The sequence below is a fragment of the Tenacibaculum litoreum genome (assembly GCF_964513915.1).
Lineage (GTDB): Bacteria > Bacteroidota > Bacteroidia > Flavobacteriales > Flavobacteriaceae > Polaribacter > Polaribacter litoreum.
Genome location: NZ_CAZEQS010000003.1, coordinates 127,998 through 144,951 on the forward strand (window position 1 = coordinate 127,998; position 16,954 = coordinate 144,951).

Annotated in this window: 12 protein-coding genes; 10 read left to right on the forward strand and 2 right to left on the reverse strand. The window is 31.0% G+C overall.

The window, feature by feature from the left end; genetic code table 11:
* From ACKTTR_RS06765 to ACKTTR_RS06780, 4 genes are read left to right on the forward strand one after another with little or no spacing between them, the layout of a single operon-like run.
* Entirely contained in the window at nt 1–540 is a 540-nt protein-coding gene (locus ACKTTR_RS06765) for a heme NO-binding domain-containing protein (RefSeq protein ID WP_408027116.1), read from the forward strand.
* Nucleotides 540–2,261 carry a GAF domain-containing sensor histidine kinase gene (locus ACKTTR_RS06770; RefSeq protein WP_408027117.1) on the forward strand — a complete coding sequence of 574 codons (1,722 nt, stop codon included), beginning with the start codon at nt 540–542 and terminating at the stop codon, nt 2,259–2,261. Before ACKTTR_RS06765 ends, ACKTTR_RS06770 begins: the two co-directional genes overlap by 1 nt.
* The gene (locus tag ACKTTR_RS06775) at nt 2,261–2,578 is read left to right on the forward strand and encodes an Hpt domain-containing protein (RefSeq protein ID WP_408027118.1); all 318 of its coding nucleotides are present in this window, start codon (nt 2,261–2,263) and stop codon (nt 2,576–2,578) included. Before ACKTTR_RS06770 ends, ACKTTR_RS06775 begins: the two co-directional genes overlap by 1 nt.
* Before the next feature lie 10 nt (nt 2,579–2,588).
* On the forward strand, nt 2,589–3,299 hold the full coding sequence (locus tag ACKTTR_RS06780; protein ID WP_408027119.1) for a LytR/AlgR family response regulator transcription factor: 711 nt from the start codon (nt 2,589–2,591) through the stop codon (nt 3,297–3,299).
* Nucleotides 3,300–3,307: 8 nt separating this feature from the next.
* Here ACKTTR_RS06780 and ACKTTR_RS06785 read toward each other — a convergent pair whose 3' ends face one another.
* Nucleotides 3,308–3,667: a hypothetical protein gene (locus ACKTTR_RS06785; RefSeq protein WP_408027120.1), complete on the reverse strand. Its 360-nt coding sequence runs from the start codon at nt 3,665–3,667 to the stop codon at nt 3,308–3,310.
* Nucleotides 3,668–3,779: 112 nt separating this feature from the next.
* On the opposite strand from ACKTTR_RS06785, the gene ACKTTR_RS06790 reads away from it, so the two are divergent.
* Both ACKTTR_RS06790 and ACKTTR_RS06795 read left to right on the forward strand, forming a co-directional pair.
* Nucleotides 3,780–4,682, forward strand: a complete 903-nt coding sequence (locus ACKTTR_RS06790; protein WP_408027121.1) for a DnaJ C-terminal domain-containing protein — start codon at nt 3,780–3,782, stop codon at nt 4,680–4,682.
* 2 nt (nt 4,683–4,684) lie between these two features.
* Nucleotides 4,685–4,975, forward strand: coding sequence for a chaperone modulator CbpM (locus ACKTTR_RS06795; RefSeq protein WP_408027122.1), 291 nt, complete (start codon nt 4,685–4,687; stop codon nt 4,973–4,975).
* Nucleotides 4,976–4,981: 6 nt separating this feature from the next.
* Here ACKTTR_RS06795 and ACKTTR_RS06800 read toward each other — a convergent pair whose 3' ends face one another.
* On the reverse strand, nt 4,982–7,357 hold the full coding sequence (locus ACKTTR_RS06800; protein ID WP_408027123.1) for an FdhF/YdeP family oxidoreductase: 2,376 nt from the start codon (nt 7,355–7,357) through the stop codon (nt 4,982–4,984).
* A gap of 169 nt (nt 7,358–7,526) precedes the next feature.
* Here ACKTTR_RS06800 and ACKTTR_RS06805 point away from each other — a divergent pair, with 169 nt between their 5' ends.
* Genes ACKTTR_RS06805 through ACKTTR_RS06820 form a run of 4 tightly spaced genes read left to right on the forward strand, consistent with a single transcriptional unit; the run spans nt 7,527 to nt 16,950 of the window.
* A complete protein-coding gene (locus ACKTTR_RS06805) occupies nt 7,527–12,245 on the forward strand; it encodes a hypothetical protein (RefSeq protein WP_408027124.1) in 4,719 nt (1,572 codons plus the stop codon).
* A complete protein-coding gene (locus tag ACKTTR_RS06810) occupies nt 12,245–14,341 on the forward strand; it encodes a fibronectin type III domain-containing protein (protein ID WP_408027125.1) in 2,097 nt (698 codons plus the stop codon). Before ACKTTR_RS06805 ends, ACKTTR_RS06810 begins: the two co-directional genes overlap by 1 nt.
* A 6-nt stretch (nt 14,342–14,347) precedes the next feature.
* Complete coding sequence (locus ACKTTR_RS06815) at nt 14,348–15,661, forward strand: hypothetical protein (RefSeq protein ID WP_408027126.1); 1,314 nt, start codon at nt 14,348–14,350, stop codon at nt 15,659–15,661.
* Nucleotides 15,643–16,950, forward strand: a complete 1,308-nt coding sequence (locus tag ACKTTR_RS06820) for a hypothetical protein (protein WP_408027127.1) — start codon at nt 15,643–15,645, stop codon at nt 16,948–16,950. The genes ACKTTR_RS06815 and ACKTTR_RS06820 overlap by 19 nt, the downstream gene beginning before the upstream one ends.
* Nucleotides 16,951–16,954: the final 4 nt, after the last annotated feature.

The window sequence follows — 16,954 nt, forward strand, 5'->3', positions numbered from 1 at the left end:
ATGAAAGGGATTGTTTTTACCGAATTCTTAGATTTAGTAGAGGATAAGTTTGGTATCGAAATGGTAGATAAAATTATAGAACAATCCGAGTTAGACTCTGATGGAGTTTATACAGCTATTGGTACATACAAGTTTTCTGAAATGTTACAATTGCTGCAGAACTTAAGTAATAATACAGGAATCTCAACAGATGATTTGTTGTTAGTGTATGCAGAACACTTTTTTTCGGTTTTAGAAGATAGTTATCCAGGGATTTTAGCTACATATAAAGGTCCTATAGAGATGTTATCATCAATTGAAGATCATATTCATGTAGAAGTAAAAAAGATATATCCAGATGCAGAACTTCCAACATTTCTTGTAGAAGAGAAAAGTGAAAATTCACTTGTATTGCTATATAAATCTAGCAGGGCAATGCATCACTTCGGATTAGGTTTAATGAATAAAACGTTTGAACATTTTAATAGTTCAGCAGAAATAGTATTAGAAAAAATAAAGGATGACGGAACTGAAGTAAGATTTATTATCAATAAAAATTAGTGAGCATAAAAGAAATAGAAATACTACAAAGAGCGCTAGAAAGACAAAAAAAGGCTAGAAAACAAGCAGAGAAAATACTAGAAGAAAAATCGTTAGAACTATTTAATATTTCTCAAGAGCTAAAGATAGTTAATGAGCAATTAGAAGACCTTTTAGATGAAAAAAACTCACAGCTAAAAGGAATTTTTGAAAATATTAATGATGCTTATCTAGTTATGGGTGTTTATGGTAATGTTTTGAAAATGAATGATGTTGCTGTGGATTTATTTGAATTTGATGTAAATGAAGAAGAAGTAAACGTTGTAAGTCTTATTTATCCTGAAGATTATGAATATGCTATGAGTTCTTACGCACAATTATTAAAAAACGGGTATTTCACAAACTATATAGCTAGAGTTATTACAAAAAAGAACGAGGTAAAATGGGTTAATATAAATTCAAGTGTGGTTTTTGATAAAAATAATAATCCAATAGCCGCTCAAGGAATTATTAGAGATATTACTAATCAAAGAAAAGAGCGACAAGTAATTGAAGTTATAAGTAATACAGCTAAATCTATTTTAGGAAAAGAAGATATTTACGAAATAGCTTGGGAAATTTCAAAGAATGTTGCGAGTTATTTAAATACTGATGATTGTGTTATTTATTTAGTAAATGAGAAGAAAAAACAATTAGAATTAATAGCTTCCTTTGATAAAAGAGAAAGAGAAAACAAAAAAATATATGACAAAATGCGATTACCCTTTGGAAAAGGGGTTGTAGGAAGCATAGCAAACTCAGGCATTTCAGAAATAATAAATGATACTAGTTTAGATAAGAGGTATGTAGTTTACCTCACACCAAAACTATCGGAATTAACTGTACCTATAAAAAATGAGGATAAAGTAATAGGAGTTATAAACATAGAACATCAAGAGAAAAATTATTTTACAGAAGAACATTTAAAAACAATAGAAGGTATTGCAGATTTGGTGTCACTTCAATTAAGAAGTGCGATAAACATTAAAAAACGTAAAAAAGTAGAAAGAAAAAATATTGATTTATTAAAAAAAGTAGCAAAAAGTAATCAAGAACTAGAGGAATACGCACACATAGTTTCTCACGATTTAAAATCGCCTATTAGAAGTATTCATGCATTAACCAGTTGGATTAAAAGTGATAATGAAGGAGCTTTTGACGAAGCAAGTCTTCAGAATTTTGAACATATTGAGAATACTCTGGAAAAAATGGAGCAGTTAATTACTGATGTATTAGAGTACTCGAGTATTATTAATGGAGTTAAAGAAAATAATGATGTTGATTTAAACTTGTTAATTGAAGAAATTAAAAAAGTAATGTACATACCTAAAAATATTTCAATAAAAGTTTTACAAGAGTTACCAATAATAAAAGGAGACAAAACAAAGTTTCAACAATTATTTCAAAATTTAATTAGTAATGCAATCAAGTTTAATGATAAAGAAAAAGGAATTATTGAAATAGATGTGAAAGAACAAAACTCTTTTTATAAGTTTTCAATAAAAGATAATGGAATTGGTATTGAAAAGGAGCATTTTGATAAAATTTTCAAGATTTTTCAATCTTTAAAAAAGTCGAAAGACTCCTCTGGTATTGGTTTATCTATTGTGAAAAAAATTGTAGATATATATAAAGGAGAAATATGGTTAGAGTCTGAGGTGAATAAAGAAACAACTTTCTTTTTTACAATAAAAAAGCAATAATGGAGCAACCGAATTTATTATATATAAATGAACTTTCTAAAGGAGATGAAGATTTTAAAAAGCAAGTTGTAGCTGTTTTAAAAGAAGAACTTTCAGGAGAAATAGAAAACTATTTTTCGCATATTAAAAATAGAGATTTAAAGAAAACAAAAGAAATTGTTCATAGAATTAAACATAAAATGAGTATTTTAGGCTTAGAGAAAAGCTATAAAATAACCAACGAGTTTGAAAACAATCTTGCAGACAATAGCATAGAAAACAAAGAATATTTTGAAAATGTATTGCCTGTAATGCTTGCTTTTTTAAAGAAACTTTAAAATATTAACTATGAACTGTATTGTTATTGATGACGAATTAATGTCAAGAATGATTCTTAAAAAAGTGTGTGAACAAGTTGAAGGATTAAAACTTGTTGGAGAGTTTTCTAATGCAATACAAGCAATAAAATTTTTGAATAATAATAAAGTTGACGCTATCTTTTTAGATATTCATATGCCAGATTTTACGGGATTTGACCTTATTCAAACGCTAAAAGATCCGCCCAAAATTGTCTTAACAACTTCTGATAGAAATTTTGCAGTTGAGGCCTTTGAATACGATTTTGTTGTTGACTATATAGTAAAACCAATAGAGTTAAAGCGTTTTAAAAAATCAGTAGAAAAAATTATAGCGGCTATAGAAAAGGAGAATAGTGTAAAACCAATAAAAAAAGATCAACCTACTGATGCAAATACACTGTATGTGAATATTGATAGAAGGTTAGTGAAAATTGACATTCCAAGTATTTATGTTGTAGAAGCTAAAGGCGATTATATTAAAGTTAAAACAGAAGAAAAAAACTATATAGTTCATAGTCCTTTAAAAAAGATTGAAGAAAAATTACCTTCAGAATCATTCTTAAAAGTACATAGGTCATATATAATAAACACAAATGAAATTATCGATATAGAGGACAATAGTGTACTAATAAAGCAAGATGTAATTCCTGTAAGTAGATCTAATAGAAATGAGCTTAAAAGGCGATTAAACCTCTTATAGTTGTTTATTTAGTTAACTAGCTCGTCTTTTTCCTGAACCCTAAAACAACGTTCTTCACCAAGAAATAAAGGGTTTCCGTGTTTTTCAGACCAAAACCCGTCTAAAATATTTTTAGAAAGACAAGAATAAACTACAACACCTTTATAAATAGTATTGTTATCACCAGTGTAGTTAAAATTAATTACAAGAATATTGTTTTTAAAGAAACCAGTTCCATGTTGCTCTTGTTCATTATTAATAAGCCACTTGGCAAGAATTCTATTATTTTCATCAAGAGTTAAAGAAAGAGTTCCGTTATAAGTGTTTTCGTTTTCATCTTGATTACTACCAATAATATTATATGTTCCTACTAAATCTTCTACCGTCATTCAATTATTAAAATAAGAATGCAAAAATACATTAAAAATAGTGTAGAGCTAAAGTATTGGTTTAGTGTAATTATATTTTGTAAATTTAGTGTGTTAGGTCAATTTAATTGATATGGAGTTTATAGATTATTATAAAGTTTTAGGAATAAATAAAACTGCTACTGCTGCTGAAATAAAAAAAGCATACAGAAAGCTAGCTAGGAAGTATCACCCAGATACGAATCCGAATAATGAGGAAGCTAAAAAGAAGTTTCAGCAAATTAATGAAGCAAATGAAGTGTTGAGTAATCCTGAAAATCGTAAAAAGTATGATGAGTATGGAGAGAACTGGCAACACGCAGAAGCTTATGAGGAAGCAAAAAAACAACGAGGTTATCAAAGCGGATTTGGTGGCGGAGGCTCTTATCAGCAATATTCATCTTCAGATTTTGATGGAACTGATTTTTCTGACTTTTTTAATGCAGCATTTGGTGGTGGTAGAAGTTCAGGAAGGAGGACAGCACAATTCAGGGGGCAGGACTTTAATGCTTCATTACAATTAAACTTAAGAGATGTTTATACCTCACAAAAACAAGTATTGACAGTAAATGGTAAAAAAATAAGAATAACCATTCCTGCAGGAGTAGAAAATGGACAAACAATTAAAATAAAAGGACATGGAGGTGAAGGTATAAATGGAGGTCCAGAAGGAGATTTATACATCACTTTTGATATTAAACCTGACGCTAATTTTAAACGTGATGGGGCTAATTTATATACGGAGCAAAACATTGATTTATACTCGGCAGTATTAGGTGGAGAAGTGGTGATTAATACTTTTGTTGATAAGGTTAAACTCAAAGTAAAATCAGGAACTCAAAATGGAACTAAAATCCGATTAAAAGGAAAAGGATTTCCAAAATATAAAAAAGAAGGTCAATATGGTGATTTGTATGTTACTTATAAAGTAAATATCCCTACCAATTTAACAGATGAACAACGAGAGTTATTTACAAAACTTTCTAAATTGAAATAAATATGAGCGATAAAGAATTAATAAGTGTACAAAAAGTTATTGTTCATCATAATTTAGATGAACAATTTATAGAAAGTATCGAATCTTTTCAGCTCATAGAGTTTATAGTAAAAGATTCGAACAAGTATTTACACACAGAACAGTTGCCGATTTTAGAGAAAATAATCAGATTGCATTACGATTTAGAGGTAAATATGCAAGGTATAGACGTGATTAATAATATGCTTGATAGAATGGATTCTATGCATAAAACGATTCAACAACTAGAAAATAAATTAAAATTATACGAGTAAACTCGTTTATGAGTTCGATTTCTTATAAAGAGTTCCGTCTATTTTATCATAGATGTCAGGATTGTGCTTTTTAATTTTAATTTTAATATGTTTTGAAGCAGGCATGTTACTCCCTTTTACAGTATTATGAATTGAAACTAATACATTGGTTTCAGGGAAGTAAGTAACTGTATTTTTTTCAGGGATAGGATATTCAACAATAATAAATAGTGGAGCGATACGCTCTGTGTCATTATCATAATTATATAAATCTACCTTATCACCAGATTTAAAACCAGCTTTTTCTATATCGTTTTTATTCATAAAAACTACACGACGTTCATTATAAACACCACGATAACGATCATTTAATCCATAAATAGTAGTATTAAACTGATCATGTGTTCTAACTGTAGCCATTAGGTATTCATCTTCGGCTATTTTATTTTCAGGTAAAGAAGTTAAAGAAAATGGAACACGTTCTCCAAATTCTTTTGTTTTGAAGTTTCCTTCACGAGCACCATTAGGTAAATAAAAACCACCTTTTTGTTTTACACGAACATTGTAGTTGTCAAAACCAGGAATACATTTTTCTATATCATCTCTTACAGCATCGTAACTATTCATATATCGATCCCAATCAACTAAACTTTTACTTCCTAAAGTAGCTTTTGCCATTCTACAAACAATATGTGTTTCGTTGATAAGCTTGTCAGAAATAGGTTTTAATACTCCTTTAGACCATTCAACAATTCCCATAGCATTTTCAGCACTTGTGTATTGATGCTCACCATTAACCATATCAATCTCACTTTTAGAAATAGTAGGTAATATTAAAGCCTCTTTACCATGAATTAAATGAGTTCGATTAAGTTTAGTAGAAACAGAAACAGATAAGTCTAGTTGTCTTAATCCTTTAGCTGTATAGGTAGTGTCTGGAGTGGCAGACAAGAAATTACCACCCATACTAAAGTGTACCTTAACCTTTCCTTCATTCATTGCTTTTATAGTATCAACCACATCATAACCGTTTTCTCTTGGCGGATTAAAACCAAAAACTTCCTCAAGTTTATCTAATTGTTCTTGGGAAGGGTGATTATTAATCAACATTGTTCTATTTCCTTGTACATTACTATGACCACGTACAGGACACGAACCCGCTCCGGGTTTACCAATACTTCCTTTTAAGAATAACAGGTTTAGGACTTCTTTTAAAATATCAACCCCGTTAGGCTGTTGTGTGAGTCCCATTCCCCAACAAATGATAATTCTGTTTTTATAAGCTAACATTTCCGCAGCTTTTTGAATATCTTCTTTTAAAATACCCGATGCTTTCGCTAATTCATCTAGATTATAACTTTCTATTTGTTTGATTAAGTCATCATAACCGACTGTTTTTTTTTCGATAAAATTTTGATCGAAAACCTTACCAGGAGTTTTCTTTTCAAAATGTAATAGTAACTGTTCGATTGCTTTTAAGAGAGCTAAATCTCCATTAATTTTAACAGGAAGATGTAAATCGGCAAGTTGTGTGCCTTTTCCTAAAATACCACTTATTTTTTGAGGGTCCCGGAATCCCATTAAACCAGCTTCAGGGAGTGGATTAACGGCAATAATTTTAGCTCCGTTCTTTTTCCCTTTTTCTAAAGCACTTAACATTCGTGGTGAGTTAGTTCCAGGGTTTTGACCAATAATCATGATGATATCGGTATTGTAGAAGTCTTTTAAAGTAGCAGTTCCTTTTCCTATACCTGTAACTGAGGCCAAGGTAAAACCAGAGGTTTCATGACACATATTAGAACAATCAGGAAAGTTGTTTGTTCCAAATTCACGTACAAAAAGTTGATATGCAAAAGAAGCTTCGTTACTTGTTCTTCCAGAAGTGTAAAATGCTGCATTATCTGGAGACTCTAACTTATTTAAGTGTTTTGCAATTTTACTAAAAGCATTATCCCAACTAATAGGCTCATAATGTGTACCATTTTTTGGTAGATACATAGGTTCAGAAAGGCGACCTAAATGCCCAATTTCATAATCAGTTAATTGAGAAAGTTCATAAACAGAATTTTGTTTAAAAAAATCAGCAGTAATTCTTTTACTAGTAGTCTCTTCAGCTATAGCTTTAGCCCCATTTTCACAATATTCAGCAATGGGAGAGCGTTCATCATCAGGATCAGGCCAACCACAACTAGGACAATCAAAACCATCAAACTGATTCATTTTAAACAAAGCTTTTCCACCTCTTACCAATGCTTTGTCATTGATTAAACTCTTTATTGCATTTGTAACACCGGGAATACCTGCGGCCCAATCTTTTGGTTTACCAGTTCTTAAACTTAATAGTTTGTAAGGAGGCTCAGCAGAAGGTTGTTTATCAGTTTGTTTTTTGGGTTTGTTATCCATTATTTTTTCTATAATCTTAGAAGCATAAAGTTAAGAAAAAAAGGTAAAAAGAAAGGTGTGGATATTTTTGTTAAAAAAATGTGAATTTATTTATTCTCCAACTTTGGAAAACAGCAAATTACTGCATATGTTTGCATGGCTAAAATGAAATTGTTAACCCTTATTGCTTATGAAAAAAATTACTTTTTTCTTTTTTATAGTATTTTCTCAATTAGTTTTTTCTTCAACTGATAACCCTTTAGATAGTATCTCTAGGTCAGAAAATGTATTTCCTAAATTAATTGAGTTTTCTTCTAAAGCAAAAGGAGAGTTTGATTTCGATTATGTTAAAAAGAATTACTCAGACCCTAAGGTGGATACGCTTATAACTAGAGCTGCTTCTGTTTTTGAGGCAATAGACAAGACCGGGAGCTATGTAGATGTTTTAGGTTCTGATGATATGATTAGCTTGCCTGTTGGTGTTAAAAAGAGAATGGGGAAAAATATGGTGATATTAGGAGTTAGCAAAGCTAAATTTTTTCCTGATTATACAGAAGTAACACTTTTTGCAAAACTAACAATTGGGCAACTAGGAGCTAATGGGAAGCAACAAGAACTTTTCTTTGGGGCAGATAATATAAAAATATCTCATAATGGGGGGATTTATGGTGATACTAATATTTCATTATTTGGAGATGTAGCAATTCCAATACAAGGTAACAAAGGATTATTAGAGTTGAAGGGAGGCTTTAATATGAAAACAGGTATTGTAGAAAACAAGACCTATGTTACCATAGATTGTTCAGGAATAAAAGAGATAGGAGTGGCAGCTGACGTTTTGTTTTCTAGGGATTTATTAGAGCCCCTAGACTCTAATAATACTGTTATTCAAGATACAAGAACACGAGTAAAAGGTTCTTTTAAAACAGTAGTGTCAGATTGGAATGATATTATTGCAGAAATAAATTTAAGTCATCCATTTCAAATTAAGGATAAAAATTCTACAACAGGTAGGGGTAAAGGAGGGTTAATCTTTGAAGTTAAAAATGCTGTTTTTGACTTTAGTGATCTTAGAAATTCTGATAATGTTAATTTTCCAAAAGGATATAAAGAAAAATATTTAATTCCGGGAAATGAAGAGTTATGGAGAGGAGTGTCTATAGAAAAGGTTAAGATTACTCTACCTAAGGAGTTTATGAAAAGAAATGAACAAAATAGGCTTAGCTTTTCAGCAAAAGAATTTTTAATTGACGGTGAAGGAATAACAGGGCAATTCTCAGTAGAAAATCTTTTTTCTATCGAAGAAGGAATAGCTTCTGGCTGGCCGATTTCTGTAACTGATCTGCATGCTTCTTTTATAGCAAACAAAATAACAGGAGCTGGCTTTGGCGGGCATATAGCGTTGCCTACTTCAGGAAAAGTTACAAAGGAAGATATTATTAATCAAACAGAACTTGTTAAAGGAGTCAGGAAGGCAATTAAATATACAGCTATAATTGATGTAGGGAATGATGATTATAGTTTAGCTCTGGAACCCATAGCAAAAAATGGATTACACTTTCCCGTTTTCATGGCAGAGGCACACTTAAAATCAAATTCAAGTGTAACTCTTAAAGTTAAGGAGGGTAAGTTTAGACCGAAAGCTAATTTGTATGGTAGTTTAACAATCAAAGGAGGTAGCGGAGCAGCGAGTAAAATGATTAATTTCAAAGGTATCACTTTTGAAAATTTACAATTACAAACAGAAAAACCTTTAATATCAGTTGATCATATGGGGTATGAAGGTAAGGCTTTTAGTTTTTCAAATTTTCCTGTCACCATATCAGATATCAATGTAACCGCAAATGATCAAAAAGCTTCTTTAGGTTTTACTCTTGATGTCAACTTAATGGGAAAGGGATTTTCTGGAAACACTCAATTAGAAATTATAGGAAAGTTTAAAGAAGAAGAAAAAATTCATAGTTGGAAATTTGAAAAAATTAAAATACATAAAATTGATATTGCTGCTGATTTAGGAAGTGTTAAGTTTAAAGGACTAGTTGATGTTAAAGATAATGACCCAGTTTATGGTAATGGTTTTTACGGAGAGTTAGAAGCAGATTTTAATAGCATTAATGTAAAAGCTACAGCTTGGTTTGGTAAAACAGATGTAAGGTATTGGTATGTTGATGCTTATGCTGATTTATCTTCGTTGAAGACTAAACCTATGATTGGACCTGTTGAAATTAATGGCTTTGGTGGTGGAGCTTATTACCATATGAAAAAAACATCTAATCCACCTAAGTTAGTTTATCAAGGAGAGTTGGATGATAAAGGAAACCCGGTACCAGTTAAGACACCAAAACCTCCTTCGGGGATGGACTATGCTCCTGATGCTAATTCTGGTTTAGGTTTTAGAGCTATGTTAGGATTTGCATTAGCTAATGAAGGTGCTTTTAATGGTAAGGTTGGTTTTGAAATGGCTTTCAATACTCATGGAGGTTTGAATAGAATATTTTTCTTCGGGGAAGCTCATATAATGCAAGGTTATAAGTTAGAGTTTGCGGATAAGTTCAAAGAAAAACTTAATAAACTTGAAAATAAAATTAATGATTTAGCCGATAATCAGTTAGTTAAAGATTTAAAAGAAACAAATCTAGTAGAGTACAGTAAGGTTTCTTTTCCACAAGATGGGTTAACTTTTGATGTGGGAATTGATGCACATTTTTCTATGGAAATGGATTTTGTAAATAATTCTTTTCATAGTGAAATGGAAGTATATGTAAACACACCAGGGAACTTTTTTAGTGGTGTTGGTCCTAGAGGTAGAGCAGGATGGGCGGTTTTTCATACTGGGCCAGATGGATGGTATTTACATATGGGAACTCCAAAAGATCGTATAGGACTTCGAGTTGGGATAGGAGGTTTTAGCGTATCGGCCACAACCTATTTAATGATTGGTGATAATATACCGGGTAGCCCACCACCACCACAAGCAGTAGCTGATATTTTAGGAGTAAACCTAAATAGTCTAGACTATATGAGAGATTTAAATGCACTAGGAGATGGTAGAGGTTTTGCTATAGGTATGGACTTTAGTCTAGACACAGGAAATATGAATTTCTTGATGTTTTATGCCCGATTTAGAGCAGGACTAGGGTTTGATATTATGATTAAAGACTATGGAGAAACCGCTTGTAAAGGAAGTGGACAGATTGGTGTTGATGGTTGGTACGCAAACGGACAAGCCTATGCGTATTTAGAAGGAGAGCTAGGAATACGAGTTAATTTATGGTTTTATAAAGCAAAAATTCCAATAGTAAAAGCAGGAGCAGCTGTATTATTACAGGCAAAATTACCAAACCCTAGTTGGTTTAGAGGTTATGTTGGAGGTCATTTTAGTGTGCTAGGTGGAATGATAAGAGGACGTTTCAGGTTTAAAATTGAGCTTGGTGAGGAATGTGAGATAATTGGAGGAGCTCCACTAGGAGGTATGAAAATAATTTCAGGAGTAACACCTGATAACGATGCTACAGAGGTAGATGTCTTTACGGCACCACAATCAGCATTTAATATGAAGATAAATAAACCTTTTGAACTTGAAGATGATAAAGGAATAAAAACATATAGAATTTTACTAGATGAGTTTATTGTAAAAAGTGATGGAAAAGTAATTGAAGGAGAGTTAGAATGGAATGAGTCACAAGATGTAGTGAATTTTGTTTCTTTTGATGTTTTACCCCCGCAAAAAACTATTCAAGTAAAAGTGGCGGTTAGTTTTCAAGAATTAAAATCAGGAAGTTGGATTACATTAATGCATAATGGAAAGAAAGCACAAGAAATTGAAGAAAGAACTTTTACTACAGGAGTAGCACCAGATTATATTCCAGTTGAAAATATAGTATATACATATCCTGTAATAGATCAGAAGTACTTTTATCAAAATGAAAGTACAACAGGTTATGTAAAATTAAAAAGAGGTCAACCTTATCTATTTACCCCCGAAACTGATTGGAAACAAAAAGTGGTGTATAGTAACGAAGAGGGACATAATTTTGTGAATTCAGTTTCTTATAGCAAAGGAGATAGACAGGTAAGCTTTAAGCTTGGAGAGTTTAATAATCAAAAGAAATATACATTGAAATTGATTAGTTCACCAGATACAGGAGAAGGTTCTGTAAATGAGACTTCTTATACTAAACAAGATACCGGTTATGAAGGTAATACCGTGGAGGTTAAAAATAAAGAGGTACAAAGTATGGTTAATGACAAAGCTGTAACAGAGTTATTGACTTATGACTTTTCTACAAGTGAATATAATACGTTTGCTAAAAAAATAGATGATAAAAGAGTAGTGAAACACTATTTAGAACCTATTTATTCTGATGTGCATGCTATTCAAACAGATGTAAGAGAATCAGAAAGATTTGATAGAATTGAGTTAGAAGGAGGGAAATATTCAGATAAACAGCCTTTGATTGAAGCAGAAGCAATTTTAGATGATAATTATTATGAAGACAGAATTTATCAGTTAATTTATGAAAAATATCCTCTAGAACCTGAATTTACTGTTAATAGAGATGTAAAAGATTTAGGGATACCTCCTAAAAAAGGAATTGATATCTTAACTTGGTATGTACCATATTTAAGAAATAACCCAACATTCTCATTATTAAGCAAACGAATTCCTTATCGATATAATTTACCTTACCATTATAAAAGAGATTTTATGGATATACAGTATAAAGTGGTTAATAAGTATTTAAACAACCCTACTGAATATGCATCACAAATACAGAAGTATAATTATATAATTAATGGAGTGTTTCCAGCGATATGGTCAGGTAAATACAAAGTTAAAATGCAATATGTAATGCCAGGAGGTGCGTTAGGAACGAATGCAGTATTTAAATATAAAAACCCTTTTTAATGCTATTTAATAAGAAAAGAAAAGTAATATTCTCGCTAATTTTTATATTCTCCACATTAGTGATTTTTTCACAAGAAAGAGAGGTAAGTAAGAATGAAATAAAAGTATTAGCAAGACCGCATAGCACTCAAAAAATAATGTTGCGCTGGGGAGCTACAACTCCAATGTCATTTAGGAAGTTGGCAAAGTATGGTTATAGATTAAAAAGGTATACCATTAGTATTAGTGGACAAACATTATCTAAACCTATAGAAAAAGATTTAGGAGTTTTTAAACCTGCAGAACCGCAAAAATGGATTGATATTATAGAGAAGAATAACAACGCAGCTATTATGGCTCAATCGTTATTTGGAGAAAGTTTTGATGTAGAAGGAGTTGGTTCTTTACAAGGAATTATAAACATGTCTCAAGAACAAGAACAACGATTCACTTGGGCATTGTATGTAGCTGATCAGGATTTTGAAGTAGCAAAATTAGCAGGATTAGGGTTTGAAGATTTAAAGGTAAAGTCTACAGAAAAATATGTTTATAAAGTTTTTTCTTTAGTACCAAAAGAAGAAATGAAAATTAAGGATGGAGGAGTTTTTGTTGGACTTCAAGACTACCAAGATTTACCAAAACCGCTGGATTTAGCAGCTATTTTTGATGATCAAAAAGTAATGCTAAATTGGAATTATGCAATTCATAAAAATGAGTTTAACAGTTATTTTATTGAGCGTTCAGAGGATGGTATAAGTTTTAATCAACTTAATAAGTTACCCTATACTACTCTAAATAGTGGAGGTAGAGTTGATACTAAAAGGATTTATTATACAGATTCTATTCATAATAATAAAACATATTATTACAGAGTAAAGGGAAGAACTCCGTTTGGAGAATTAAGTCCTCCTTCAGAAGTTATTTCAGGTAAAGGAGTAAAGGTACTGCCTTATGTGCCAAAAATTTCAAGTAAAAAGATTGTAAATAACAATAAAAGTGTTGTTTTAGAATGGAAGTTTTTAGAGGAAGGTGTTGATTTTATAAAAGGCTTTGAATTAAATAAAAGTAATAAAGCGAATGGACAATACGAAACTGTTGTAAGAAATATTTCCACAAAAACAAGAAAAGTTCAATATGATAAGCTAGATGCTACAAATTACTTTACGATTACTGCTATAGGTAAGCAAGGAAATAGTAGAACGTCGTACCCTGTGTTAGTACAGCCAGTGGATTCTATTCCTCCAGTAAAACCGATAGGTTTAGAAGGAGAGGTAGATAGTTTAGGGGTGGTTACCTTAAAATGGAAAAAAAATATTGAGCCAGATATGTTGGGGTATCGAGTTTTTAAAGGAAATAATGCAAAAGAAGAATTCTCGCAAGTTACAGTTAGTCCGCATCATGCAACAACTTTTTATGATAGTGTTTCAGTGAAAAGCTTGAACAATAAAGTATATTATAAAATTGTAGCAGTAGATAAGAGATATAATATGTCTAAATATTCAGATGTTTTAGTATTGAAAAAACCAGACTTTATTCCACCAGCACCACCAGTAATAACGTCATACAATGTTGAAAAAGAGAGGGTAAATTTAGCATGGGCTAATAGTCAGAGTAATGATATAGCAAAACATGAGGTGTATAGACGAGTTAGAGATAGTATAAAATGGAATTTAATAGCTACACTACCCAAGGATACCTTACATATTGAATATACAAATTGGAAGGATACTAATGTAGAAGGAAATACAACTTACCAGTATCTAATTAAGGCTGTTGATGAAAGTGATTTACAGTCTATTAATACAAAGCATACCACTATTGAGGTACCAAGGTTTACTTTATTAAAAGGATTGAAAAACTTAGGAAGTTATGTAGATAGAGATAACACTTTTATTGAGTTATTCTGGAAAACTGTAAAAGAAGAAGGTATTGTTGAAATAATGATTTATAAAGGGAAAAAAGGTGAAAAAGTTTCCTTGTTAAAAAATGTTTTACCGAGCACAAATAGAATAGTGGATGAAAATGTAAAACCAAATAATATTTACACTTATATATTACGTCCAGTATTTGTAGATGGTAGTTTAGGACAAATAAAAAAAATAGAAGTAAAGTATTAATTGCTTATGAAAAGAAAATTACTATTACTTACTTTTTTATCATTTTATTGTTTGGGGTTTTCTCAATCTGAATTGTATGTGTTGCATTCTTCAACTGAGGGATATTCCGATTCATATAGAGATTCATGGTATGTTTTATCCCATTATAAAGGAACACATGAAGTTCTATCCAGTATAGTGAAAATTAAATTAAACTATTTTGATTTTTTTAATGATGATCCTAGTAATGATTGCGGTGGACCTTGTGGACAATATGCAGATCAATGTAAAGGGGCTGAGTTTTCACAAGAAAAAAAAATATTTGATAAAATAGAAATAGAATCGAACTCAATTGATTGTTTACCTCTAAATTACTATGCTATATTACTACCCAAAATAACAGCACCAGCAGACAGAAGATGTGAACGAGATACTTTATTTAAACAATACTCTGACGGGCAAAATCATAATGTAACAGGTTTGGTATGGGAATATGTAGATAAAAATGGTAATTGGAAAGAGTTACCAAACTATAAAAGTAGATACCCGTTAAATGTAAGCTTATTAGATATTTTTGGAACTAATTGGAGAGAAAAAATAGGTGTAAACTTAAATTTACGCTTTAAGTTTACAGCACCTTTTACAACTGATACTGTTGCTTCTATTCAAAATTATACAATAACATTAACAGAATGTTCTCCAGATTTTGTGTCATATTATAATTTGAGTAATACCTCATGCTCTTATAAGTCAGACGGTAAAATAGGCATAAAGCTAAGTAATAATATAAACTCTGCAGAACAATTAGTAGCAACTTTATTTAAAGAGGATACGGTTAATGGAGATATATTAATAAACCAATATAGCACAAAGCAACTTAGTTCAACAGATACAACAGTTTTAGTATTAGAAAATTTAGGAGGAGGTTCTTTTGGCTTCGATTGGCCAAAATATATTGATGCAGGAACTTATTATTTTAGGTATCAAGTTTTAAATATTGGAGATACTCCGCCAAAACCTGAAAAAACAGATGATCCATTTTGGTATACGTTAGTAAAAACAGAACCTTCCTTTACTATTGAAAAAGCAACAAATATCACATTTGAGGCAGAAAGGTCTAGCGATGAAAACTGTGTTAATTCAAAAGATGGGAAGATAAGAGTTTTCAATGTTAGTGGAGGAACAGGGCAAGGGTATGAATATGAATTGAATGAAAGTAATAATTGGATTCCTTTTGATTCTTCTAATATAAAAGTAAATGAAGTAATAATAGGAGGTCGAGAGAAAGGAATTCATAAAGTAAAAGTAAGAGACAGCAAAAAATGTTTAGCAAAAGAGTAATATTACAATGTATAGTTTTTGTTTTTACTATTATTAATGCTTTTGGGCAAAACCCAGAATATGCTTATTTGGTCAAAACAGAAATAACGGGGATGTTACATGCAAACATGGGAAACTTGGATGTGTTAACAGATAATGGATATGCGGGAGGCACAAATTATCGTGCCTTTGAAATAGGAAAAATATACTTTGATTTTATTGACTTGCCAACTAGTTTTAGTGAAGTAACCAGCAAAGTGCATAACTATGCTATTAGAATAAATAATTTACCAGATTGTGAATATAGAAGAGAAAGAACTGTACTAAGAGAGAATTTTAATAATGCGATTTACTTAGGTTTTAACGGATGTAGTTTTGATCAAAAGTTATACCCTCTACATATTATAGGTACCGATAATGAAAAACCAGTATGTTCTATAGACAATATAGAGTTAAAGGGAGGTTATGATTGGGAATACCTTATAGGAGATAAAGATAACACAGCATTAGAATGGAAAAATTTAGCAAATGCAACTCCTACAATAAATGTTAATGTTGGGGATATTTATGCTAAAGAGAATATTGTTATAAATGAATTGCCTGTTGATTCTGAAAAAAGAAATATTCATTTTAGAACAGGTCATATTGCTAGTGATAAATATGTAGCTCCAAAAACTTATAGTGTTATAGGGTGTTCTCCTCAGTATAAGGGATATTATAATCAAACAAAAACTTCTTGTTTCTATAAAGCGGATGGAAATATCGGGGTAAAGTTAGGTAGAAACATAGATTCTAATAAAGAAAGATTAGTTGTTACATTATATAACTCAGATAGAGTTTTAATAGGGCAAGAACATACAACTAGCTCATTAACACCACTAAATGCTACTAATTATGGATATATATGGCCTAATGATATTGATGCAGGTACCTATTATTTTCTATATCAGACACAAAATATAAATTTAGAGATACCAACTGCTCCAGAAATAGATGACGGTTCTTCTTGGGATAAGCTTGTCAAGACTCCTAATTTTACTATCAAGAAAGCAACAAATGTTGATTTTACAGCTATACTCTTAAATGATGAAAATTGTTTTAAAGCTGGAGACGGTAAAATCCAATTGAATGTTACTAGTGGAGAAACAGGAAGATCATATTTCTACATAGTGTATAAAATAGAAGGAACTACAGAGACTTTAGAAAGAGGTTGGACAAGTTTTTCTGGGACCACTACAGTAATAAGTGGATTGGAAAAAGGAGAGTATAAAATAAAAGTAAAAGATAACGAAGGTTGTTTAGCAAAATAAAGTT

Bases quoted from the DNA above. Each gene is read 5' to 3' on its own strand.
- ACKTTR_RS06800 (WP_408027123.1), bottom strand. From the start codon at position 7,357: ATGGATAACAAACCCAAAAAACAAACTGATAAACAACCTTCTGCTGAG.
- ACKTTR_RS06795 (WP_408027122.1), top strand. From the start codon at position 4,685: ATGAGCGATAAAGAATTAATAAGTGTACAAAAAGTTATTGTTCATCAT.
- ACKTTR_RS06815 (WP_408027126.1), top strand. From the start codon at position 14,348: ATGAAAAGAAAATTACTATTACTTACTTTTTTATCATTTTATTGTTTG.
- ACKTTR_RS06765 (WP_408027116.1), top strand. From the start codon at position 1: ATGAAAGGGATTGTTTTTACCGAATTCTTAGATTTAGTAGAGGATAAG.
- ACKTTR_RS06785 (WP_408027120.1), bottom strand. From the start codon at position 3,667: ATGACGGTAGAAGATTTAGTAGGAACATATAATATTATTGGTAGTAAT.
- ACKTTR_RS06805 (WP_408027124.1), top strand. From the start codon at position 7,527: ATGAAAAAAATTACTTTTTTCTTTTTTATAGTATTTTCTCAATTAGTT.
- ACKTTR_RS06790 (WP_408027121.1), top strand. From the start codon at position 3,780: ATGGAGTTTATAGATTATTATAAAGTTTTAGGAATAAATAAAACTGCT.
- ACKTTR_RS06820 (WP_408027127.1), top strand. From the start codon at position 15,643: ATGTTTAGCAAAAGAGTAATATTACAATGTATAGTTTTTGTTTTTACT.
- ACKTTR_RS06810 (WP_408027125.1), top strand. From the start codon at position 12,245: ATGCTATTTAATAAGAAAAGAAAAGTAATATTCTCGCTAATTTTTATA.
- ACKTTR_RS06780 (WP_408027119.1), top strand. From the start codon at position 2,589: ATGAACTGTATTGTTATTGATGACGAATTAATGTCAAGAATGATTCTT.
- ACKTTR_RS06775 (WP_408027118.1), top strand. From the start codon at position 2,261: ATGGAGCAACCGAATTTATTATATATAAATGAACTTTCTAAAGGAGAT.